The following is a 23,072-nucleotide window of genomic DNA, read 5'->3' on the forward strand; positions in this document are numbered from 1 at the left end:
TCGTACTCGTTCATGCCGGGCATCTTCGCCGACACCTCTGACAGCCGTGGCCGGTGCGGCAGATCGCCGACTACTTGACGACCGTGACCACAACCACGAGGACGGCGCTGATCACCGACAGGGACGTAGCGAACGCTTTGCCGGATGCGGCGATGCACGCAGGGACCGGGCTACCGCCCCAGCGGGCGACGGCGAAGGCCGCGCCGGCTGCAAGCAGCGAGAGGACCACGGCCAGGGTGATCGACAGGACCAGCATCGCAGTGTGGGTGAGGCTCACGGATCCCCTCCGAGTCGGTTCAGCAGGTGACGATGCACTCGCGCACCGCCTTGAATCGACGATCCACCTCCCACCTGCGCCGATAAGCCGGTTGGATGTTGTTTCTGGGACAACGAGGGTTGTTCGAAGAACAACTCGCTGAGGAGAGACTGCGTGGGGACAGCGAAGCGGCCGGGGCGCCCGTGGACGGAGGCGCGCGGGGCGTGCAAGGAGATCAATGGCCTCGTCCGCGTATTGCGGGACTGGCTTGACGCGTCGAATGTGTCGGTGGCCAGACTGCACCGACTCCTGACGCCGGAGCACTTCGGTGGCGATGTACCGGCGTTGTGGCGCCTGCACAAGCAACTCAATGGCGTGGGGCTGACCTGGGAGCTGGCCGAGGCCGTCGCCGATGTGTGTTTCCCACACGAGAGCGGGCAGCAGGCCGCCGACCGATTGGAGCTGATCCGGCCGTTGTGGGTGGCGGCGAACACGACCCCGACTCCGGCCTCGACCGATTCCGCGTACGACCTTGTCGAGGCCCAGAAGGGAACGATCGCGGCACTGGAGGAGCTCAATCGGGTCCGCCAGGCGTTCGAGGTCAGCGAGCAGGCGCGGTTGCAGGCCCTGCAGGTGGCTACGGTCCTGTTTACCCTGCTCGGGCAGGCGCAGGCCCAGGTGGCTCAGCTCACACGACGGCTGGACGCGATGCGCTCCATCGCCGATCCCGAGCCGGCCGAGGTCCAGATGACGTCGGGCCGTCTGGTGCGAGCCCAGATACAGACGGATGACCTCCGCCTGCAACTGATCCGCGCCGAGGCTGAGCGGGACAGAGCGCAGCAAGTCGCCGATCTTGCAGCCCGTCAGATCATGTACTTGGAGGCGGAGCTGCGGGAACGTGGTTGCGACACGGAGGGCGGCGGACGGCTCACGGGGGGCGCGGATGTCCTGTTCGGTGCTTCGGTGGGTGCTGCGGAGGACGACGCCCTTGACCAGGTCGACGCGGTGCTCCGTAAAGCTCGCGACGTACTCGACCGCGAGCACGAGGTTGTTCAGGAGGCGGCCGAGGACATCGGATGGTGGGATGCCGAGGAGCAGCGAGTTGCTGGCAGAGTCATTCCTGGTCAGGCCATCGGCATGGAGGGTCCCGGCCCGGACGACGGGTTGTCTGGAACAACCCCTGACAACCCTCTGGCCAGCGAAGATGCATTGGCTGACGCCATTCCGCTTGCGGCGTTCCCGCTCAGCGACGTCCTGGAAGGAGCCCTCGATCAGATCGATCAAATCGGCTCGGCGGGTTTGACCGGTCTGCCGACTGGCTTCAGGGACCTCGACAGCCTGACGGACGGACTGCACCCGGGGCAGTTGATCGTTCTCGCCGGCGCCCCCTCAATGGGCAAGTCCACCCTCGCCCAGGACATCCTGCGGTCAGTCTCCATCAGCCAGGGGCTTCCGTCGGTCCTCTTCACGCTTGAGCAGGGCAGGAACGAGGTGGTGATGCGGCTGCTGTCAGCCGAATGCCGGGTCGCTCTGCATCACATGCGCTCCGGGAAGATGACCGACGATGACTGGACCCGGCTGGCGCGACGTATGCCGGATGTGAACGCCGCGCCCCTCTACATCCAGGACGGCGGCCTTTCATCCTTCACGGAACTGTGCTCGCACGCCCGTCGCCTGCGTGCCCGGAACGGTATCCGGCTCATTGTCGTGGACGCCCTGCACCTGCTCACCTACGACCCGCGGCCGATGGACTCGCGCTTCGAGGAGATCTCTGAGGTCGTGCGTCAGCTCAAGCTCCTGGCCATCGAGCTCGAAGTGCCGGTGATCGCTGTCTCCCAGCTCAACCGGGGACCCGAGACGCGCACCGACGTGAAGCCGACGCTCGCTGACCTGCATGCGTCCGGCACGCCCGAGAACAACGCAGACCTGGTTGTCCTTCTGCACCGGGAAGATGCTTATGAAAAGGAGTCCCCTCGTGCAGGAGAGGCCGATCTGATCATCGCCAAGCACCGCCAGGGTCCGACCGGTGTCATCACCGTGGCCTTCCAGGGGCACTACTCCCGGTTCGTCGACATGCGCTAGCTGGGCTTATTTCCTTTGGGATTTCAGATTCCGTGGCCAAGTCTCACGAATGATGGTCAACCGACGGCCACTCCCGAGAATTCGCAGGTCAAGGGCTTACCCTCGGTGGCTCTTCCGAGCATTTGACCACGGCTGTGAGAGTGGGCGGTTGGCCAAGCCGTGAACCAGCGAGACAACCACGAGGTGGCAGCGTCAGTGTCGGGCACGAGCGGCGAGACACACCCTGATTCGGTCTTCCGCTCGGGAGCCGCAACATCGACCGAGCTGGGAACGTTGAATCCAGGGGGAGGGGCGATCTGCGCGCCTCCCGGGACAGCCCCAGAGAGGTGATCGTGCACGATCAGTGGAACCCCGAGCTCCAGGCCCGTCTCAACCAGATGGCCAAGGAGCTGCTGCAGATCGGCGGGGACTGCGCGTCTCCTGTTGGCCTCATGCGGCGAGCACAGCCGTGACGCCAAGAAGGTCCTCCAGCTCGGCCACGGCCTCATCCTCGTCCCTGGCGTGGACGGCGGTGATCCCCAGCTCGGCGGCCGGCGGCAGGTTCACCTCGTGATCGTCCACGAACACGCAGCGCTCGGCGGGCAACCCGATGCGCTCCAGGGCCAGGCGGTAGATCGTCGGATCCGGCTTCGCCAGCCCCTCCAGCTCGGACACGACGTGCACGTCGAACAAGTCCCAGATGCCGACATGCTCGTACGGGTTGAACGGGTCGAGCCCGAAGCTGTTGGAAAGCAGCGCGAGCCGGTGACCGGCGGCCCGCGCTGCGCGTGCGAGCGCGATCATCCGGCGAGCCGGAGGCACATCGGCCCAAGCCCGCCCCATCAGGTTCTCCGGATTCACATGCTCTCCGAGCAGAGCGGCTGTCCCCCGGTTCCACTCGGCCTGCCCGATCTCCCCCACCTCCAGCGCCGCGTACAGACGCCGCCCTTCGGGGTGATCGTTGAGAGTGCTCCGCCAGGCCCCCGGCTCCAGCCCCTCGGACACGCACCAGGCACGGTGTGCGGCGATGGGACTGGCGGTGAGCACCCCGGCGAAGTCAAGGATCAGGCCGCGCTGCTCATGCCCGTGCGCCGTGGCAGTGCTGTGCGACATGCGGTTTCCGTCCTTACGCGATTGGTCTCATGGGGGACGCTATCGCGCGTCGGGACGCTGCAGGGGTGTTCTCTCTCGGACCAGGCGACCCGCGTAGCCGAGCAGGAAAGTACGAGATCAACTGAGGACAGGCAGAGCCCTTGCAGGCACGGTCACCTGCCTTCGCCGCGCGGGTCAGCCGCAGGCTGTAGGTGAATCAATGTGATCAGGTTCCAGCCCAGAGGGCACATTCTGATCACAGTCACCCCGCAAGCTGTCATGGTTCGTCAGCTCTTGTGAGCATGGTGTGCGTTTTTCGGAGTCTTAAGTTCCACCTGGTCAAGACCATTTGACGAGGAAGGACTTGAGGTAGATGAAAGCTCGGAGAGTCGCCCAGTTCGGGCGGCACCCGCTGCCTTCGAAGGGCCGCATCAGACGCATAGCCCTGGCTACAGCGCTGGTGATGACGTTCGGCCTGATGGAAGGCGTCGCTTCGGCAGAGCCCCCGGCAGCGGCAGCTACGGAGGAACCGCAGGTTCTCGGCCCGGCAGAGGCGGAGGACGCTGCATCGGCGTTGCTGATGGCGCGGTTGCAGAACCGGCGGATCGAGATCACCGGCGAGCGTACGGATTCCACGACGAGTTGGGCGAATCCGGATGGCACGACATCGGTGGACTCGTTCACCGGCCCGATCCGTGTACAGGACGAGCGCGGCACCTGGCAGCCGCTCGACACCACACTGGTGGACACGGGCGCAGGTGTACAGCCCAAGATGGCCGCCGCCAATGTGACGCTGTCTGACGGCGGTACGGGCGACACCCTGGCGCAGGTCGAGACTGACCAGCACGCGCTGGGTGTCGGCTGGGAGGGGACGCTCCCCAAGCCGGTGCTTGAGGGCTCCACGGCCACGTACCCGAACGCGGTCGAGCGCGGCGACCTGGTCGTCACCGCGCTCAAGGAGGGCTTCCAGCACAACGTCGTCCTGCGGGAGCGCCCGGACGGGCCGGTGGAGTACCGGCTGCCGGTGGACGCGACCGGGTTGACGCTGAAAGAGACCTCGGACAAGCGGCTGGTGTGGCAGGACTCCTCCGGTGAGGAGAAGGCCACCGCGCCGGCGCCGGTGATGTGGGACGCCACGAAGGACCAGGCGTCGGGCGAGCCGGAGAAGATCGCGCCGGTCGACGTCACGATCGAGGCCGGCGCGGGCGGCAAGGGCCAGGTGCTGGTGCTCAAGCCGAGCACCGAGTTCCTCGCCGACCCGGCGGTGACGTACCCGGTCACGATCGACCCGACCGACTCCCTGATGGGTCCGGTCACCGATACGTGGATCCAGTACGACGACTACCTGACCTCGCAGCGCGGCTCGACCGAGCTGAAGGTCGGTACGTACGACGGCGCGGAGAAGGCCCGCTCCTTCCTGAAGTTCAACGTGTCGAAGTACAGCGGCAAGCGCATCCTGGACGCCAAGCTGCGCATGTACTCGTACTACGCCTCGACGTGTAACACGGCGAACTCGGGCATCGAGCTCCGGCGGATCACCGCGGACTGGGATCCTTCGGCGATCACCTGGTCGAACCAGCCAGCCGCTACCTCGACGGGCGCGGTGACGGTCAAGGATGCCAAGGGCTACAGCTCCTCGTGCCCCTCGGGATACAGCACGTGGGACATCGATACGATCGCCCAGGCGTGGGCGGACGGGCAGCCGAACTACGGCGTGCGTCTGGCCGCGGTCAGCGAGTCGGACGTGCTCACGTGGCGCCGCTACTACTCGGCGAACCAGACCGACCCGGGCCACAACGCGACGTACGAGCCGTCTCTGACGGTCACGTATAACACGACTCCGGGTGTGCCGACACTGGTCAGCCCGGCCGAGGGTGCGTCCACGAACGACACTACGCCGGCGCTGTCGGCCAAGGCGGTCGACCCGGACGGCAACCCGGTCATGCTCGACATCGAGATCTGGGCCGAGAACGGAACCGCCTGGCTGCAGGCCGCAGCCTCCGCCTACGTGGCCTCGGGCAGCGTGGTGACCTGGTCGCCGCCGAACGGCCTGGCTCCGGGTAAGTACAAGTGGCGTTCACGCTCCTGGGACGGCGTCGAGCACAGCGCGTTCTCCGCATTCCGAACGCTGACGATCGACACCACCAAGCCGGGTGCGCCGTTCGTGACGTCCACCGACTATCCGCAGGACGGCGCCTGGCACGGCAGTGGCGGAACGCCGGGCCAGTTCACCTTCACCCCGGCCTCAGGCACCACGGACCTGGCCGCCTATATCTACTCGCTGGACGGTGCGGCAGCGACGACCGTGGCGGCGACCGGCTCCACCACGGTGACGGTGACCCCAGCCGCGGACGGCCACCGCTCGCTGAAGGTCCAGACGAAGGACAAGTCCGGCAACGTCTCAACAGCCGCTGTCTACGACTTCCTGGTCGGCAAGGGCGCCATGGCCCAGCCGATGGAGGGCGCGGTAAGCGCGAAGCGCGTGAAGATCGCCGTCGATGCGAAGCCTGAGTACACGCAGGTCACCTACCAGTGGCGACGTGGCCCGGGAGGAACGGTCTACAACGTCCCGCTGGCCAACCTGACCAAGCAGGACAACACCCCGATCACCACGATCAAGACGCCGCTGTCGCAGATCGGCGCGTATGCGAACTGGTCGGTCCTGGAGACCCTCGGTCAGGTCGGCGGTGTCGTCCAGGTCCGCGCCATGCTCTACACGGACAACGTCGCAGACCCCGCGTACATCAGTGAGTGGCGCGGCTTCACCGTAGACCCGAACGCGGATGGCGCCGCCTCTGACGAGATCGGCCCGGGTTCGGTCAACCTGCTCACGGGTGACTACTCGGTCAGCGTCACGGATGCCGATGAGTTCGGCCTGTCGTCTTCCCGTACCTCGTCGTCAAGGCGCACGGACCGTGGCTGGATGCCGCAGGGCGAGCGCCTGACCACCAACCAGCAGGACATCTCCACCGACACCACTGGTTTCTCGGCCACGACGGCGACGATCACTCGGGACACCACGCTCGGGCAGGACGGCTCGACCGACTCGCTCAAGACGGTCCCCACCACCAACGCCAATGGCGACGCCTTCGCCATGGTCGGCGGCGATCAGACCGCGCTGCGCCTGGGCATGAAGCCGGGCAAGACCTACCGGTTCTCCGCCTGGGCCTACGTCCCTGCGGCCACGGGCCTGTCCCCGCAGCACGCGCGGGGCCTGAGCCTGTACGCAGGGTTCAGCACCCCCGCCGGTTACGTTGAGCAGACGTCCCGGAAGGCGCCCTACACCGACGCATGGGCCGAGCTGACCCTCGACTTCACGGCCCCGAAGGACGCGTCCACAGCCTTCCTGCGGCTGTACAACGGCTTCCCCGCGAACTCGGGCAAGGCCGTGTACTTCGACCACCTCTCCCTGCGCGAGCTGGTCGCCCCCTTCGGCCCTGAGTGGGCTGGCGGCGCCGCAGGCGGCGTGACGGACAACGAGCTGCACTCGTTGACCTTCCCAGGCAAGGACGTCGCGGTCATCACTGGCTACGACGACTCCACCATCACGTTCGCCAAGGCGTCCGACGGCTCCTTCACCCCCGAGGCCGGCTCCGAGGGCACGGACCTGGCGGCGTCCGGCAGCGACTACGTCCTGACCGACGACGACGGCACGCTGACCCGCTTCAAGAAGCAGACCGGCTCCGAGATCTACACCGTCGACAGCGTCTCCGGTACGGACGCGGCGTCCACAAGCCGGTACGTGTACGACACGACCGACGGGCGCTCGCTTGTCACACGCGTCATCGGCGAGGTCGAACCGGGCGTCGACGACGCTGGACAGTGCACCGGCAGTATTCCGGCGCGGGGTTGTGAGGTCCTGGAGTACGTCTACGCAACATCCACCACCGCCACGCCCACCACGCCTGGTGACTTCACCGACCGCGTTAAGGCAGTGAAGATCTGGTCCTGGGACCCGGTCGCCGGAGCCGTCACCGCCGTGGACGTCGCCACTTACCGGTACGACTACCTCGGCCGCCTGACCGAGGCGTGGGATCCGCGAAAGGGCTCGGCCAGTGATACCGCGGTCTTCAAGACCGTCTACTCGTACGACAGCGCCAACCGCCTGACCAAGATCGATACTTCGGGCGAGCTGCCCTGGTACTTCGACTACGGCAAGGCTGCGACCGACCAGGACCCCGGTCGCCTGCTCCAGGTCCGCCGGCCCGCACTCGTGCCGGGCTCGAAGGATCAGGTGAATGGCGAGACCGCATCAAGGGTGGTCTACGAAGTGCCGCTGACGCGTGCTTCGGGCGGACCGTATGACCTCGACGGGCTCAGCGCGAGGGAATGGGGGCAGTCGGACGTACCGACGGACGCGACCGCTGTCTTCGATGTGGAGTCCGACCCGGGCGTGAACACGGCCACTGCCACGGCGCCCGGCCCGGACGGCTACCAGCAGGCCACCGTCCACTACCTGAATGCCAACGCGCAGGAGGTGAACACCGCCACCTGGTCCCCGACCGGTTTCGGTGACATCGATACCGCCGAGTTCGACCGCTTCGGCAACACCGTCCGCACCCTCGATGCCACCGGCCGCCTTCTGGCGCTTGGTCTCGGCGCGGACTTCGACGAGAAGGCGCTCGAACTCAACCTTCCCAACGACAAGGCGGCCCGTGCCGCGCTGCTGGACTCCCGCAGCGTCTACAGCCTCGACGGGCAGGACCTGCTTGAGGAGACCGGTCCGGTCTACCGGGCCCTGCTCGACGAGGCGGTACCGGAGCAGGCCAACCCGCCGATGCCCGCACTCGCAGCCGGCACCTCGGTGCTCGTCCGGTCTCACACAGTCCACAAGTACGACGAGGGCAAGCCCGACGGCGCGGCCTACCACCTGGAGACCACCACCCTCGACGGCGCCAAGATCGAGGGCTACACCAACGACGTCGAGGTCCGGGTCACCAAGACCGGGTACGACACCCCGATCGGCGGCACCTCCGGCTGGACCCTGCGCTCCGAGACTTCGGTCACGACGGACGCGGTGACCGGTGGGGAGAACCTCACCGCCACCATCAAGTACGACTCCGCCGGCCGCGCGGTCCAGTCCCGCAGGCCGGGCTCGAACGGGGCGGACACCGGCACGGTGAAGACCGTGTTCTACACGGCCGGAGCCAACCCGGACGACGCCGCCTGCGGCAACCGTCCCGAGTGGGCCGGCAACCCGTGCGTCACGCTCCCCGGTGGCCAGGTCACCGGCGCGGACACCACCCGCATGCCGGACACCATCCCGGTCAAGCGGATCATCCGCTACTCCCGTTTCGGCGAGATGGAGGAGGTCACCGAGACCAACGCGGGCAAGGCCCGTACGACGACCACCGTCTATGACACGGCCGACCGGATCGTCTCCACCCAGATCACCGGTGACCTTGGTCAGGACCTGCCCCAGGTCAGCACCGAGTACGACCCGGTCACCGGAAACGCCGTCAAGACCATGGCCGGCGGAAAGACCATCACCAGGGTCTTCGACGCACTGGACCGCCTGCTGTCCTACACGGACGCCGACGGCGGCACGACCACGACCGAGTTCGACACGTACGGCAAGCCGGTCAAGGTCAGCGACAACACCGGTACCACCACCTACACATACGACCGCAGGCAAGAACCGCGCGGCATGGTCACCTCGGTGACCGACTCCGTCGCCGGCACCTTCACCGCGAAGTACGGCCCGGACGGCCAGCTCACCGAGCAGACCTACCCCGGCGGCTACGTCCGCAAGGACACCTTCAACGCGACCGGCGCCGCCACCGGCCGCACGTACACCCGCGTCTCCGACAGCCAGATCGTCTACGGCCAGCACCTGGAGATGACCGCCCAGGGTGCCATCGCCGCCGACACCAACTCCACCGACAGCAAGGAGTACACCTACGACCGGCTCGGCCGCCTGACCAAGGCCGTCCAGACCACCACCGCCGGCTGCACCACCCGCGCCTACGGCTTCGACGAGGCCGGACGCAGCATCACCGGCCGTATGAACCGAACCTCCAAGACGCTCTACGCGCCCGCGGAGGACGGTTCCTGTACGTCGACCGGCGGCACGGTCACCACCAGCTCCTACGACAGCGCCGACCGGCTGCTGACCGCCGGCTACACGTACGACGCCTTCGGCCGCACCACCGCCACCGGCACCGGCTCGGTCAACACCTACTGGGACAACGACCTCGTCGCCTCCCAGACCGTGGGCGACACACGCCAGTCCTGGAACCTCGATCCGGCCCAGCGCTTCGCAGCCTTCACCACCGAGGTAAAGCAGGCAGACGGCACCTGGGCTAATTCCACCAGCAAGCTCAACCATTACGGAGACGATTCCGACGAGCCTCGCTGGATCGTCGAGGACACCACCCAGCGCACCCTCACCCGCAACGTCTCCGGCCCGGACGGCGACCTGACCGCTACCACGTCCGCCACCGGCGATGTGGAGCTGCAGCTCGCCAACCTTCATGATGACGTCGCAGTCACCCTTGATACGACAACGACAACGCCGAAGGTACTCACCTTCGACGAATTCGGTGTCCCCTCAGAGGGGCAGGGCACGCAGCGTTACGGCTGGCTTGGCGCCAAGCAGCGCTCGTCCGAGGCGCTCGACAACGTCATCCTTATGGGCGCCCGCCTCTACAGCCCCGAACTCGGCCGCTTCCTGCAGGTCGACCCACAGCCCGGAGGCAACGCCAACCCGTACGACTACTGCGCGGGCGACCCGGTCAACTGCACTGACCTCGACGGCAACTGGGGCTTCAGCTTCAAGAAGATGTTCAAGCGCATCGCCCGCGTCGCGGAGGTCGCTTCCTACATCCCCGGCCCCATCGGCAACATCGCCTCCGCCGTCGGAGCCATCTCCTACGCCGCCACCGGCAATTGGCGCAAGGCGGCAGAGATGAGCATCGGCGTAGCCTTTGGATCCGCCGGCCGTCTCGCCGTCAAGGGATTCAAGGCGGCGAGAGCACTGCGCAAGGCAGGGCGCGTCAAGCGGTATTACTCGCGAGCCAAGCGCTTCTTCCGACGTTCACGATGCAACTCCTTCACGCCGGACACGGCCGTACTGATGGCTGATGGAACGTACCTGCCGATCGCCGCCCTACAGATTGGGGATTACGTCGAGGCGACGGACCCTCTTACGGGGGAGGCATCGGCCGAGCCCGTGCTCGACGTGATCACTGGATTCGGCCTGAAGCGGATCATTGAGATCGACACTGACCTCAATGCGTCAACACCGCCGCTCCAGACCACAGCTGAGCACCCCTTCTGGGTCGAGGGTAGAGGCTGGACCAAGGCAGTCGATATCAAGAAGGGAGATCGGCTCAAGTCGCCATCCGGAGATCTGGCGCCGGTTACGGAGGTGCGCAACCTCGGCGAAATCGCGGACCAACTGGTCTTCAACCTTACGGTTGGCGATCTGCACACCTTCACCGTGGAGGTGGGGGGCGTTGGTGCCCTGGTCCACAACGCCAACGGTGAATGCAGGATTCCCAAGCGGCTGCGAAACGGCGATGGAATCTTCATGCCGGGCAAGTATGCCCGTATGGGAATCCTTGCTCCGAGCAGCGCGCAGCGCTTCCGAGTGGCAACACGCCGGGCTGTCAATGCAATCGGAAACCGATTCGGATGTCATCGCTGCGGAACGAAGTCGCCTGGCGCCAGGAACTGGATCCCTGACCATTGGCCAGCGAACGCAGTTCTCAATAAGCTTGGGCTCCTGAACAGGCGACGCCAGCTGCTCCTCCCCCACTGCCTCGCGTGCTCCAACATCCAGAGGAACGCGATGAGTGCACATGCAAGGAGGCGCACCTAGCGCCACCGCGTGATGAGCGATAAACTGCCCCGACATTTTGTCGGGGCAGTTTATCATAGAGGTGGATCATGTTCATCCGAATTACCGCAGACGGCGAGGTCAACGGAGACGGGCTTTCCGAATCGATCGCATCTCTCCTCGGCGTCTTCGATTCCGTGCCCCAGTTCATCGCCAATGATGAGTGGCAGATCGAGATCATGGAGAACGACGAAGAGGACGACGACCTTCCTCAGGGTTGGTTCGTCGACTGCTCCCCGACCGAAGAGGTGCCCTGGGGTGCTGTGTCCAAGGTCGCTGAGGGTGTAACGAAGCTCCTAGTCGAGCACGGCGGATCGAACCCGAACGCGCAGCTGATCGAAGACGAGGGCCAGGTTTAAAGCTTCACGCGCGCCTCAAGACCGCTGAATCCTTGGGTATGACCTCGGACCCTGGCTGGAGAAGTAGATTGCCGTGAGGCGAGATGTGTCGCCCTGGGGTGGCACATCTCGCCTATAGTCAACGATCAGTCGGTTTGACACACAAAACATCTGCGTCTTGACCAGGGAGGGGACTGGGCGCATCCGCTCCGGTTGCGCCTCAGCTGCTGTCGGCCCCCCGAGCGGCCCCTTGCCAGTCGGGGGTGGTACACGGCGGTCAACAGGCGGTACACCCAGGACCAGCATCACTACGCTCGCGGCACCCATTTCCGCACGTCAGGTAACACTCCCGCACGGAAGTGTGGGGTGATTCCGAAGCTCAAAGCTCTTCGTCGTGCAGATACAACTCGGCATCGTCGAGCCGGATCAACCAACTGTGCGTCGACGTGCGGTCCACTGTGACGCCTTCGATGCCAGCGATGGGGTGGGTGAGAGCTGCGGTGAGGTCGGCAGGGAAGGGGTAGCCCCGCCATTCGAGGTCCCATCGTCCCTCGTGTCCCCACAGGCGGCTCGTGGGTGCCCAGCGGGCTCGTTCGGTGGTCCGGTCGAGCGGATCGATGAACCAGCCCCCCAGGTCGAAGGAGCCGGCCGGATCCCGCAGGGACATGCGCACCCAGATGCCGGCCAGGAGCCGTTTCATGGACGGGCTGATCTCGGGTACGGCGGCGAGCTTGTTGTACTCGTCAGCAGTGAGCGGCTCCTCCACGCTAAGCCGTCGACGCAGATTCGGCAGGCGTCGAGCGTGGCCCCGACCTGCGGAAAGGGTGCCTCGCTCGGAGACGTACATCTGAGCACCGCTGGACAGGTGTCGCAGGCGCCACAGGTGGTAGCCCAGGCGCTCCTCGACCCGCATCCCAGGGATGTGCGGGTCGGTCGAGCTGCCGACGAGGCGGAGGGCGACGTTGTCGCAGGCGTTGACGATCAGTACGAGGTGATCGAATCGGGGGGAGATGACCGGGCCGTACGCGCCGATCTGACCAACCCTCCAGCGCAGTCGAGGCGCGGTCAGTGTTCCGTGGTTGAAGCAGGCCAGGGCCAGCAGTGCGCGCAGTTCGGTCTGCTCTGGAGTGCAGTTGTCCAGCCCCAGCCCGCCGGAGCGATCGATTCCCGGGAGGGCGGTAGCAGGGACTTCTCTCGTGAAACCGGCGCGGATGAGGGCGGCAGCTTTGGCCGTGGTGTGTGGCATGGCGCGATGTCCTTTGCCGCTGCCGGGTCAGCAGGGGTTCGCGTCCGTGTTCGCACATCGAGAGGCATATCGGGGGAGTCGCGGAGCGGGCGCGCCGCACCCTGGACGAGCCAGGAACCCCGGGCGACCCGCTGCGTCCTCCGGGCCTCCGCGGACCGGTTGCAGCCGACAGTACCGGCGTGATCGGTGAAATGGCCGGGCTCCACACGCTGGATTCATCCGATGGGGTGCCTCGTGGGATCGATGTCGACGGTGGGTCGCAGCGCCGTCTGTGCGTGAGCGATGCGTGAGCGGATGTTCCGGCACAGCCCGGTTCCGCCTGGATTGCGCGGCACCGTTCGGCCTGTTCGCCTGGGCTGTCCGGGACGGAGCAACACCGTCCGGCATCGCCCACCCGCCCCCGGCCAGGACTTTAAATCCATTGGTTGTGGGTTCGAGTCCCACACGGCCTACCGAACGTAGGGGAGGGGAAACCCTCTGGCCTGCTGTGGAGCGCCCCGACCGGTTTCGGCTGGTCGGGGCGCTTCGTCGTCACGGGGTCGTGGGGACGGAGGCCCACCAGGTCGAGGGGGCCGCGACGGTGTAGCCCAGGGACTCGTACAGCGGCCTGCCCAGCTTCGAGGCGGTGAGCGTGACCGGCAGGTCCGCCAGGGGGGCGAGGGATCCGAGCATGACGGCCCGGCCGACGCCGCGCGAGCGGAAGTCCGGTGACGTGCCGACCCAGTAGTGGCTGCCGATGCCGTCGTCCACGACGCTGACGCAGGCCCCCGCGGGCACGCCCTCGTGCAGGGCGAGGAACACGTCCACGCCCGGCTGCCCGAGCAGCGCCGTCGGGAAGAGCTCGCCGGGGCGGTAGGGCTCGAATCCGGTCAGCTCGAAGCCCGCGATCACGATCCGCTCGGCCGCCTGGAGCTCCTCCGGCTCCCGCACCCGGACCACGTCCAGCGCCGGTTCGGCGACGGGGCCGGGCGGGCGCAGCATCACCGGCATCTGCCAGTGGCGCATGCCCAGGTGGCTCAGGTCGGTCGCGCCGAACGGGTCCTCGGCGTTCACCGGGCCCTTGGCCCCGCGCACCAGCTCGCCCAGCTCGGCCAGTTCGCCCGGGTCGAGGTCGGGCTCCTGGACCAGGATCCGCAGGCCGGCCCGCTCGTCGCCGTCGACCGCCACGAATCCGCGGCGCCGGGTGACCTCGTGCCCCCGGCTCCGGCCGGTCGCGGTCCAGAGGGCGGCGGAGTTGCGGGCCTGACGCAGCGGCGCCTCGGCCAGGGACACGGGCGTCGGCGAGGGCGTGGGTGCGGGTGTGGCTGCGGGCAGGTCCGGCGAAGTGGATCTTGTTGTCATTTCGCCTACGGTAGTGGGCAGTTGGCCCGCCCGGCAGGACAATTCCCTGCCCGTCGGCTGGGCCACCTGACGCCCCGACCGGCTTCCGCCGGGCGGGGCGTCCCGTCGTGACGGGCGGTCAGCCGGTCACGCCCAGGGTGGCCAGGCGCTCCGGGTCCGCCACGATGTCGATGCCGACGATGCGGTCCGCGACGATCGTGAAGGCCATCAGGCCGACCGGCCGCCCGTCGGCGAGCGAGACCAGGCCGGCCGCGCCGTTGACCACGACCGGGCGCGCCGCGTGCCGGAACTTGGCGAAGGCGAGCGCCTGGCTCGTGACCGCCTCGGCGCCGCGGACCAGCTTGGAGGCGGCCCTCAGCAGCGTCCCGCCGTCGGCGCGGAGGACCACGTCCGGGTCGAGGACCGTCAGCAGGCCCTGGAAGTCGCCCGCCCGGGACGCGGCCAGGAACGCGTCCACGACCTTCCGCTGGCGGGCCAGGTCGGGCGCGGGGGCCGGGGCGGCGCCCTGGACGCGGCGGCGGGCGCGGCTGGCGAGCTGGCGGGTGGCGGCGGGGCTGCGGTCGACGATGGGCGCGATCTCGTCGAAGGAGACCGCGAACAGGTCGTGCAGCACGAACGCGAGGCGCTCGGCCGGGGCCAGCGTCTCCAGGACGACGAGCAGGGCGATCCCGACCGAGTCGGCGCGCAGCGCCTCCCGCTCGGGGTCGGCGACGCCCTCCTCCCGGACCACGGGGTCGGGCACGTGGTACTCCAGCGGGTCCTCGCGGCGGGCGGTGCGGGAGCGCAGCATGTCGAGGCAGACCCGGCCGACGACGGTGGTCAGCCAGCCGCTGAGGTTCCGCACCTCGCTGACATCGGAGCGGTTCAGCTTGAACCATGCCTCCTGGACGGCGTCCTCCGCCTCGCTGAGCGAGCCGAGCATCCGGTAGGCTACCGCCCGCAGATGGCCGCGGTCCGCGTCGAAGCGTGCGGCCAGGAGGTCCTTGTCCATCGGTGCTTGTTCCCCTTCGCGTCCGGTCACAGGGTCGTACGACCGTGAGTACGGCCGTAAGCGAGTACGACCGTAAGGCTGTACGGGTATGACGGATGGGGTTCCGGGGATGTGACAGGTGCCGGTGTGCCGGTCCGCTGGGGGCTTCGGATCCCGGTACGTGAGATCCCCGCCCGCTCGCCGCGAACGGCCGGGATTCCCCGGGCGAAGCCCGTGTGCGCCGTGGATCGGCCCTTCAGGGTGCTGATCATCCTTCATAGATTTATGGCCATGACGACGACATCGACGCAGGTCAGCCCCGTGAACTCGGTCCTCCGCACCCCGCCGGCCGCCCCCGCCGCGGCGGTCGCCTACTTCTCCGCCAGCCTCGCCTTCCACGCCGACGTCTCCGATGTGGCCTCCGCCCTCGCCGACGCCCGGGCCACCGGCGGCGACCCCGGGTTCGTCGTGCTCGACTCCCGCTCCACCGCCTCCTGGGACCAGGGGCGCGTGCCGGGCGCGGTCCACCTGCCGACCGCCCTCATCGCCGAGCAGGCCGAGCAGCTCCTCGACAAGGACGTCCCGGTCGTCACGTACTGCTGGGGCCCCGGCTGCAACGGCGCCACGCGCGCCGCGCTCGCCCTCGCGCAGCTGGGCTTCCAGGTGAAGGAGATGCTGGGCGGCTTCGAGTACTGGGTGCGCGAGGGCTTCGGCTTCGAGACCTGGGAGGGCGCCGAGCGGAAGGCCGCCGACCCGCTCACCGCGCCGGTCGACTCGGACGACTGCGGCTGCTGAGGGAGGCCCGGCGGAGACCCCGGCGGCGGCCTCGTGGCGGCCCGGCGGCAACGGATTAGGTGACCTGGGCTTTCATGCCGTAGAGTCGTGTTTACCGACGCGGGGTGGAGCAGCTCGGTAGCTCGCTGGGCTCATAACCCAGAGGTCGCAGGTTCAAATCCTGTCCCCGCTACTCAGTAGCCCGAAGGCCCGGATCCGATCATGGATCCGGGCCTTCGGCGTTTCCGTGCGCTGGAATCCGTAGCCGCGGGCAACCGGGAAGGCAATACGCCCGCAAGTAAACGCTGGCCAAAACCGGGCCCGCCTTTTTGCGCGCCGCGCGTGCGCCACGTAGCCTTCCGCGCACGATGAGTGACCAGAACGTGACGGAACTGCGGCAGGCGGGGCGGCGGGCGCCCGCCGTCCTGCTGCTGTTCGCGCTCGTCGCACTGATCGCGGGCGTCTGCCACGGCGCGCACGGGCACTCGCTGGCGGCACCCGAGGCGGTGACGGCCGGTGCGGCGATGCCCCACAGCCCCGTGGCCCCCGGCGCGGTGACGTCCCCCGGCGCGGTGACGTCCGGCGCGGTGGCCCCCGGCTCCGGTGTCACGGACTCCGGCGCCGCCGTGGTCTCCGGTGCCGCCGCCTTCTCCGCCCCCGGGTTCCCGCACGGCTGCGAGCGGCCCGGGGAGGGGTGGTCCTTCGACGCGCACCTGCCCGCGCAGTCCGCCGGCGCGCAGGTCCCGGCGCCGGACGCCGGGGGTGCCGTCCTCGCGTACGACGCGGTGTTCCCCGAGGCCCCGCACACGCGCTGCGTCCGTGGCCGGGCCGGGCCCGGGCCCGAGCCGGGCCGGCTGCTGATCGCCCTCGGGGTGGACCGGAACTGAGCCGGGTCGCGCACCTTCGCGACCTCGTTCCTTCCGCACGCCCCGGACACCGGGGCTGCCCCACCCCAAGGACACCCCCCATGAGCAATCCCGCCAACCTGCTCTCCGTGGCTCGGCAGACCGTCGGCAACACCCCCGTCCTGTGGATGGACGACGGGTACTGGGCCAAGCTGGAGGGCTTCAACTTCGGCGGCATCAAGGACCGCGCCGCCCTCCACATGGTCGAGCAGGCCCGCCGCCGCGGGGAGCTGCGGCCGGGCGCCCCCATCGTCGAGTCCACCTCCGGGACCCTCGGGCTCGGGCTCGCGCTCGCCGGGATCCTGCACGGGCACCCCGTCCACGTCGTCACCGACCCCGGCCTCGAACCGATCGTCGAGCGGATGCTCACCGCCCACGGCGCCCACGTGCACGTGGTGCCCGAGCCCAGCCCGGACGGCGGCTGGCAGCAGGCCCGGATGGACCGGGTCGCCGAACTGCTGATCGCCCTCGACGGGGCCTGGTGGCCCAACCAGTACGGGAACCCCGACAACCCGCAGGCGTACGGCGGGCTCGCCGCCGAGCTCGGCGAGCAGCTGGACCGGGTCGACGTGCTGGTCTGCGCGGTCGGCACCGGCGGCCACTCGTCCGGCATCTCCCGCGCGCTGCGCGCCACCACCAGCCCCGCCCTCGAACTCGTCGGGGTGGATTCCGTGAACTCCACGGTCTTCGGCCTCCCGGCCGGCGAGCGCCTGATGCGCGGGCTCGGCTCCTCCATCCACCCGGGCAACGTCGACCACGCCGCCTTCGACGAGATCCACTGGGTGGCCCCCGCCGAGGCGGTGCGGGCCGCCCGGCGGCTCGCGTCCCGGCAGTTCGCCACCGGCGGCTGGAGCGTGGGCGCGGTCGCGCTGGTCGCGGGCTGGCTGGCCCGTACCCGGCCGCGCGGCACCCGGATCGCGGCGGTCTTCCCCGACGGGCCGCAGCGCTACTTCGACACCGTCTTCAACGACGAGTTCTGCGCGAAGCACGGGCTGCTCGACGGTCCCGTACGGGAGGACCCGGCCGGGTACGCGGAGGGCGAGCCGGTCCACGGCTGGACCCGCCGGGTGCTGGACCGGGCGGAGCGGGTCCGTTGAGCACGACGACCGCGCCCTCCCCGGGAGGGATCTGGAAGCAGAGCCGCACCTTCGACCCGGCCGTGCGGCTGCTCTTCCTGAACCAGCTCACCATCAACCTCGGCTTCTACATGCTGATGCCGTACCTGGCCGCCCACCTGGCCGACGGCCTCGGCATGGCGGCCTGGGCGGTCGGCCTCGTCCTCGGCGCGCGGAACCTGTCCCAGCAGGGCATGTTCCTCGTCGGCGGCGCGCTCGCCGACCGGCTCGGCTACAAGCCGCTGATCGTCGCCGGGTGCGCGCTGCGGACGGCCGGCTTCGGGGCGCTCGCCTTCGCGCAGTCGCTGCCGATGCTGATCGGCGCCTCCCTGGCGACGGGCCTGGCGGGGGCGCTGTTCAACCCGGCGGTGCGGGCCTATCTGGCGGCGGAGGCGGGGGAGCGGCGCGTGGAGGCATTCGCGCTGTTCAACACGTACTACCAGGCGGGCATCCTGCTCGGGCCGCTCGTCGGGGTGGCGCTGACCGGGGTGTCGTTCCGGCTGACGTGCGTGGTGGCGGCGGTGCTGTTCGCCGGGCTCACCCTCGTACAGCTGCGGCACCTGCCCGTGCGGAAGGAGCGGCCGGCGGCGGACGGGCGGGAGCGGGGGCAGTTCGGGACGGTGCTCGCCAACCGGGTGTTCTGGCTGTTCTCGCTGGCGATGACCGGCTCGTACGTGCTGTCCTTCCAGGTCTATCTGGCGCTGCCGCTCGCCGCGGACAGCACGGCGGTGACGACGGCGCTGTTCGTGGTGTCGGCGGTGGTGGCGCTCGTCGGGCAGCTGCGGATCACCGCCTGGTGCAAGCGGCGGCTCAGCCGGGAGCGGTGTCTGGTGCTCGGGCTCGGGCTGATGGGCGTGGCGTTCCTGCCGCCGGCGCTGCTGGGCGGCGGCCGTTCGCTGCCGGGGCTGCTGCTGTGCGCGGCGCTCCTGGCGACGGCGAACGCGGTGCTCTACCCGTACGAGATGGACACCGTCGTCGCGCTCGCCGAGAACCGCTGGGTCGCCACCCACTACGGGCTCTACAACACCGTCTGCGGGATCGGCATCACCCTGGGGAACCTGGGCACGGGCGCCCTGCTCGACCTCACCGGCTGGTCGGCGGTGCCCTGGCTGACGCTGTGCGCGGTCGGGCTCGGCTGCGCGGCGGCCATGGCGGCGCTGTCCCGGGGCGGGCGGCTCGCCGTCCGGCCGGCCGTACGCCAGTCGGCCGCGCGGGAGTCGCCGACGGGCACCGGCTGACCGCACCCTGGGGAGGGCGCGGGTCCTCCCGTCGCCCTCGGGTCGGGCCCAGGTCCAGGCGGGAGAGCAGAGGTGGCGCGAGCAGCGGTGCGGCACGGGGCCCCCGGCAGGCCCGGTGACGGAGAGGGCGACGAGGGCCGGCTCCCGTTCCCGGTCGCCCGTCGCTTCATCCGTGCCCTTCCCCCGCTGATCGTCGTGGGCGGTGTCTGCTTCGACCTGGCGACACCGCCCGAGTACACCGCGGCGCCGCTGTTCTCGGCGGCGCCGCTGATCGCCGCCCCCTTCTTCTCCACGCTGACGACCTTCCTGACGGGCACCGCCGTCGTCCTCGCCACCATCGGCCTGCACATCCACAACGGCACGGCCCGCCATGTCGCCTCGCTCACCGAGACGCTGACCATCCTCACCGTCGCGGCGCTCGCCATGCTGATCAACCGGGTGGTGCGGCGCAGCGGCGAGCGGCTCGCGTCGGCGCGGGTGATCGCGGCGACGGTGCAGAAGGCGGTGCTGCCGACGCCCGCCGAGCGGATCGGCGGGCTGCGGATCGCGGCCCGGTACGAGGCGGCGCAGGCCGACGCGTTCATCGGCGGCGACCTGTTCGCCGTCCAGGACACGCCCTACGGCGTACGGCTGATCGTCGGCGACGTGCGGGGCAAGGGGCTCGACGCGGTGGAGGCCGTGGCCGTGGTCATCGGCGCCTTCCGGGAGGCGGCCGAGCTGGAGCCCACGCTGGAGGGCGTGGCACAGCGGCTGGAAGGGGCGCTGGACCGCGAGGGCACGCGGCGGGACGGGCTCGACGCCTTCGAGGGGTTCACGACGGCGGTCCTCGCGGAGATCCCGCGCGCCGAGGGTGGTGGCGGCGGTGGCGGCGGTGTCGTGCGGGTCGTGAACCGGGGGCACCCGGAGCCGCTGCTGCTGTACGGGGACGGCGGGGTCGGTCGGCTCCAGCCGACCGAGCCCGCGCTGCCGCTGGGGATGGGAGAGCTGGCGATGTGGCCCGACCGGGCCGACGAGAGGCCGTACCCGGTGGGCGCGACGCTGCTGCTCTACACGGACGGTCTCTCGGAGGCGCGGGACGCGCGCGGGGTCTTCTACGATCCGGCGGAGCGGCTCGCGGGGCGGCTCTTCCCCGGCCCGGAGGAACTCCTGGACGCGCTGGTGGCGGATGTGCGCCGGCACACCGGCGGGGGTTCGAACGACGACATGGCGCTGCTCGCGGTGAGCCGCCCGGCGGCGGGACAGCCGGAACGGCGCCGGACCATGCCGGTGGTGCCGCCGGAGGAGGCCCCGGAGACGTCGGCGGGGGCGCCGTCCGAAGGGGGGCGGGGGGCGCCTCGGGACGGGTCGCGGGAGGTGCCTCGGGACGGGTCGCGGGAAGGGCCTCCGGACGGGCCTCGGAACGGTGGTGACGGGACGTAGTCGAGGGGTGTCGCTCCGATAACAATTGATGCAACGTCAGATTCCCGCTGTGACGCGGATCCTGTCTGACCGGGGGTCAACTCGGGCCATTCCCTCTCAATTCAGCTAATGATCAAGGGGAACGGCTTGGAATCGGGAGGCCGTGTCTATTAACGTTCGATAACGCAGCGCGGTCGTCACAGCCGTCGCAAGAGACGGCACCGTGCGCGTGCGCCGAATCCCGCAAGGGAACCGGGGAACCACCACTTGGGGTGAATCGGGCCACGCCGCACCCGTGCGGCACACCCGTAGGAGACCTTCCTGCTCCGAACCCGTCAGCTAACCCGGTAGGCGAGAAGGAAGGAAAGGAGAGCGCCTCCGTGGCGTCCGACACCCCTGCTCCCGAAGCCCCCTTCGACTCTTTCGGCGCCCATGGCGCCGCGGGCGCGGGCGGGGAGGAATGGAACCCCACCGAGGACTCGCTGCGGGCCCAGAACCGCTCCGGCGGCCGGCACCGGGTCGTCAAGCAGCGCTCCAACTTCGCCCGCTCCTCCACCGTCCTCGGTGTCGGCGTCATCGCCGCCGTCGGCGCGGGCGGCCTGGCCACCGCGCAGGAGAAGCCCCCGGTCGCCATCTCCCTGCCGGACCTCGACCTGCCCGACGCCTCCGCGCTCCCCGGCATCGGCGACCTGATCGGCGGCAAGGACAAGGGCTCCGGCGACAGCGCGCAGGTCGCGAACAACGCGCAGCCGCTCACCGCCCTCACCTACACCGCGCCCGAGGACAGCACCTCCGCCGACGCGCCCGCGGGGTCCAAGCAGCAGGCCGCCGACGCCGGCGAGGCGCTGCGCGCCCGCATCCTCCAGCAGGCCGAGCAGCAGCAGGCCGCCGCCGACACCGCCGAGAAGGAGGCGGCGCAGAAGGCCGCCGCCGAGAAGGCGGCGAAGGAGGCCGAGGCGAAGGCCGAGGCGGCGGAGAAGGCGGCGGCCGAGGCGAAGAAGAAGGCCGAGGCGGAAGCCGCGGCGAAGGCCGAGGCCGAGCGCCTGGCCAAGCTGGCCGCCAGCTACTCGCTGCCCACCTCCTCGTACACGCTGACCTCCACCTACGGCGAGGCCGGCTCGATGTGGTCCTCCGGCTACCACACCGGCCTGGACTTCGCCGCGCCCACCGGCACCCCGGTCAAGGCCGTCCACAGCGGCACCGTGAAGTCGGCCGGCTGGTCCGGCTCGTACGGCTACCGGATCGTCCTCGAACTCGAGGACGGCACCGAGGTCTGGTACTGCCACCTGTCCTCGATGACGGTCGGCGCGGGCCAGTCCGTCGGCACCGCCGACACCATCGGCCGGGTCGGCGCCACCGGCAACGTCACCGGCCCCCACCTCCACCTGGAGGTCCACACCCCGTCCGGCGGCGGCATCGACCCGGCGAGCTGGCTGCGGTCGAAGGGCCTCAGCCTCTGACGTCCGCCGGGGCCCGCGCCCGGACATCCGTCCGGACGTCCTTCGCCGAAGCGGAATAGGCCCGGCCGTGCGGGGGGTTGATCAACCCATGACTTCTCTCCGCAAGCTGGGCTCCTCCGACCTGCACGTCTTCCCGCTCGCCCTCGGCGGCAACGTCTTCGGCTGGAGCGCCGACGAGGCGCAGTCCTTCGCCGTCCTCGACGCGTACACCGCCGCGGGCGGCAACTTCGTCGACACCGCCGACGTCTACTCCGCGTGGGCCGAGGGCCACGAGGGCGGTGAGTCCGAGACCGTCATCGGCCGCTGGCTCGCCTCCCGCGGCAAGCGCGCCGACGTCCTCGTGGCGACCAAGGCCGGTGCCCACCCCCGCTTCAAGGGGCTCGGCGCGGCCACCATCAAGGGCGCCGTCGAGGAGTCGCTGCGCCGCCTCGGCACGGACTACATCGACCTCTTCTACACGCACTTCGACGACGAGTCGGTGCCGGTCGAGGAGATCGTCACCGCGCTCGACCAGCTGGTGAAGGACGGCAAGGTCCGGGCCGTCGCCGCCTCCAACATCTCCCCGGAGCGGCTGCGCGCCTCGCTCGACTTCGCCGAGGCCGAGGGGCTCGCCCGCTACGTCGCCCTCCAGCCGCACTACAACCTGGTCTCCCGCGAGACCTACGAGGGCGCCCTCCTGGAGACCGCCGAGCGGGCCGGCCTCGCCGCCGTGCCGTACTTCGGGCTCGCCTCGGGCTTCCTCACCGGCAAGTACCGCCCCGGCACCACCGTGGCCAGCGTCCGCGCCGAGGGAGCGGCCAAGCACCTGGAGACCGAGCGGGGCCAGAAGGTGCTCGCCGCGCTCGACGCGGTCGCCGAGGCGCACGACGCCGAGCCGGCCACCGTCGCCCTGGCCTGGCTGGCCTCCCGCCCCACCGTCGTCGCTCCGATCGCCTCGGCCCGCACGGTCGAGCAGCTGCCCGCCCTCGTCGCCGTCGCCGACCTGGAGCTGACGCCCGCGGAGCTCGCGGTGCTGGACGAGGCATCGGCGGTCTGACC

15 protein-coding genes, 1 tRNA gene and 1 riboswitch are annotated in these 23,072 nt (G+C 69.5%); of the genes, 11 read left to right on the forward strand and 5 right to left on the reverse strand.

Translation table 11 applies throughout. The annotated features are described in order from the left end of the window. Positions 1 to 70: 70 nt before the first annotated feature. Positions 71 to 277, reverse strand: a complete 207-nt coding sequence (locus tag AB0Q96_RS33175; RefSeq protein WP_365332021.1) for a hypothetical protein — start codon at positions 275 to 277, stop codon at positions 71 to 73. A gap of 153 nt (positions 278 to 430) precedes the next feature. Between AB0Q96_RS33175 and AB0Q96_RS33180 the strand changes: the two genes are divergently transcribed. Next, the gene (locus AB0Q96_RS33180; RefSeq protein WP_365332023.1) at positions 431 to 2,338 is read left to right on the forward strand and encodes a DnaB-like helicase C-terminal domain-containing protein; all 1,908 of its coding nucleotides are present in this window, start codon (positions 431 to 433) and stop codon (positions 2,336 to 2,338) included. Between the two features lie 429 nt (positions 2,339 to 2,767). Here AB0Q96_RS33180 and AB0Q96_RS33185 read toward each other — a convergent pair whose 3' ends face one another. After that, a complete protein-coding gene (locus AB0Q96_RS33185; RefSeq protein ID WP_365332025.1) occupies positions 2,768 to 3,430 on the reverse strand; it encodes an HAD-IA family hydrolase in 663 nt (220 codons plus the stop codon). Between the two features lie 442 nt (positions 3,431 to 3,872). Between AB0Q96_RS33185 and AB0Q96_RS33190 the strand changes: the two genes are divergently transcribed. Next, positions 3,873 to 11,231 carry a DNRLRE domain-containing protein gene (locus AB0Q96_RS33190; RefSeq protein WP_365332026.1) on the forward strand — a complete coding sequence of 2,453 codons (7,359 nt, stop codon included), beginning with the start codon at positions 3,873 to 3,875 and terminating at the stop codon, positions 11,229 to 11,231. 68 nt (positions 11,232 to 11,299) lie between these two features. Beyond that, on the forward strand, positions 11,300 to 11,608 hold the full coding sequence (locus tag AB0Q96_RS33195) for a hypothetical protein (RefSeq protein WP_365332028.1): 309 nt from the start codon (positions 11,300 to 11,302) through the stop codon (positions 11,606 to 11,608). Positions 11,609 to 11,966: 358 nt separating this feature from the next. Here AB0Q96_RS33195 and AB0Q96_RS33200 read toward each other — a convergent pair whose 3' ends face one another. The 3 genes from AB0Q96_RS33200 to sigJ all read right to left on the reverse strand — a co-directional run bounded on the left by AB0Q96_RS33200 (position 11,967) and on the right by sigJ (position 15,165). Continuing rightward, the gene (locus AB0Q96_RS33200; RefSeq protein ID WP_365332030.1) at positions 11,967 to 12,833 is read right to left on the reverse strand and encodes a hypothetical protein; all 867 of its coding nucleotides are present in this window, start codon (positions 12,831 to 12,833) and stop codon (positions 11,967 to 11,969) included. 531 nt (positions 12,834 to 13,364) lie between these two features. Further along, on the reverse strand, positions 13,365 to 14,174 hold the full coding sequence (locus tag AB0Q96_RS33205; RefSeq protein ID WP_365332032.1) for a GNAT family N-acetyltransferase: 810 nt from the start codon (positions 14,172 to 14,174) through the stop codon (positions 13,365 to 13,367). A 118-nt stretch (positions 14,175 to 14,292) separates the two neighbouring features. Continuing rightward, positions 14,293 to 15,165: an RNA polymerase sigma factor SigJ gene (gene sigJ, locus AB0Q96_RS33210; protein WP_365332033.1), complete on the reverse strand. Its 873-nt coding sequence runs from the start codon at positions 15,163 to 15,165 to the stop codon at positions 14,293 to 14,295. A gap of 264 nt (positions 15,166 to 15,429) precedes the next feature. Between sigJ and AB0Q96_RS33215 the strand changes: the two genes are divergently transcribed. From AB0Q96_RS33215 to AB0Q96_RS33250, 8 genes are all read left to right on the forward strand, one after another. Then, positions 15,430 to 15,939 carry a rhodanese-like domain-containing protein gene (locus AB0Q96_RS33215; protein WP_365332035.1) on the forward strand — a complete coding sequence of 170 codons (510 nt, stop codon included), beginning with the start codon at positions 15,430 to 15,432 and terminating at the stop codon, positions 15,937 to 15,939. Between the two features lie 98 nt (positions 15,940 to 16,037). After that, positions 16,038 to 16,111, forward strand: a tRNA-Met gene (locus AB0Q96_RS33220). Positions 16,112 to 16,286: 175 nt separating this feature from the next. After that, positions 16,287 to 16,805: a hypothetical protein gene (locus AB0Q96_RS33225; RefSeq protein ID WP_365332037.1), complete on the forward strand. Its 519-nt coding sequence runs from the start codon at positions 16,287 to 16,289 to the stop codon at positions 16,803 to 16,805. An 80-nt stretch (positions 16,806 to 16,885) separates the two neighbouring features. After that, positions 16,886 to 17,920, forward strand: coding sequence for a PLP-dependent cysteine synthase family protein (locus tag AB0Q96_RS33230; RefSeq protein WP_365332039.1), 1,035 nt, complete (start codon positions 16,886 to 16,888; stop codon positions 17,918 to 17,920). Next, positions 17,917 to 19,176: an MFS transporter gene (locus AB0Q96_RS33235; protein WP_365332041.1), complete on the forward strand. Its 1,260-nt coding sequence runs from the start codon at positions 17,917 to 17,919 to the stop codon at positions 19,174 to 19,176. The genes AB0Q96_RS33230 and AB0Q96_RS33235 overlap by 4 nt, the downstream gene beginning before the upstream one ends. Positions 19,177 to 19,344: 168 nt before the next feature. After that, positions 19,345 to 20,595, forward strand: coding sequence for a PP2C family protein-serine/threonine phosphatase (locus AB0Q96_RS33240; RefSeq protein ID WP_365332065.1), 1,251 nt, complete (start codon positions 19,345 to 19,347; stop codon positions 20,593 to 20,595). Positions 20,596 to 20,796: 201 nt separating this feature from the next. Beyond that, positions 20,797 to 20,943: riboswitch (cyclic di-AMP (ydaO/yuaA leader) on the forward strand. Between the two features lie 11 nt (positions 20,944 to 20,954). Beyond that, complete coding sequence (locus tag AB0Q96_RS33245) at positions 20,955 to 22,034, forward strand: M23 family metallopeptidase (RefSeq protein ID WP_365332043.1); 1,080 nt, start codon at positions 20,955 to 20,957, stop codon at positions 22,032 to 22,034. Positions 22,035 to 22,122: 88 nt separating this feature from the next. After that, positions 22,123 to 23,070 carry an aldo/keto reductase gene (locus AB0Q96_RS33250; protein ID WP_365332045.1) on the forward strand — a complete coding sequence of 316 codons (948 nt, stop codon included), beginning with the start codon at positions 22,123 to 22,125 and terminating at the stop codon, positions 23,068 to 23,070. The last annotated feature ends 2 nt before the right edge of the window (positions 23,071 to 23,072 follow it).

This window comes from Streptomyces sp. NPDC093111 (assembly GCF_040683955.1).
GTDB lineage: Bacteria > Actinomycetota > Actinomycetes > Streptomycetales > Streptomycetaceae > Streptomyces.

Excerpts from the sequence above, each read along its gene's own strand:
- sigJ (WP_365332033.1), bottom strand. The coding sequence starts at position 15,165 with ATGGACAAGGACCTCCTGGCCGCACGCTTCGACGCGGACCGCGGCCAT.
- AB0Q96_RS33190 (WP_365332026.1), top strand. The coding sequence starts at position 3,873 with ATGACGTTCGGCCTGATGGAAGGCGTCGCTTCGGCAGAGCCCCCGGCA.
- AB0Q96_RS33205 (WP_365332032.1), bottom strand. The coding sequence starts at position 14,174 with ATGACAACAAGATCCACTTCGCCGGACCTGCCCGCAGCCACACCCGCA.
- AB0Q96_RS33200 (WP_365332030.1), bottom strand. The coding sequence starts at position 12,833 with ATGCCACACACCACGGCCAAAGCTGCCGCCCTCATCCGCGCCGGTTTC.
- AB0Q96_RS33250 (WP_365332045.1), top strand. The coding sequence starts at position 22,123 with ATGACTTCTCTCCGCAAGCTGGGCTCCTCCGACCTGCACGTCTTCCCG.
- AB0Q96_RS33225 (WP_365332037.1), top strand. The coding sequence starts at position 16,287 with ATGAGTGACCAGAACGTGACGGAACTGCGGCAGGCGGGGCGGCGGGCG.
- AB0Q96_RS33215 (WP_365332035.1), top strand. The coding sequence starts at position 15,430 with ATGGCCATGACGACGACATCGACGCAGGTCAGCCCCGTGAACTCGGTC.
- AB0Q96_RS33230 (WP_365332039.1), top strand. The coding sequence starts at position 16,886 with ATGAGCAATCCCGCCAACCTGCTCTCCGTGGCTCGGCAGACCGTCGGC.
- AB0Q96_RS33195 (WP_365332028.1), top strand. The coding sequence starts at position 11,300 with ATGTTCATCCGAATTACCGCAGACGGCGAGGTCAACGGAGACGGGCTT.
- AB0Q96_RS33185 (WP_365332025.1), bottom strand. The coding sequence starts at position 3,430 with ATGTCGCACAGCACTGCCACGGCGCACGGGCATGAGCAGCGCGGCCTG.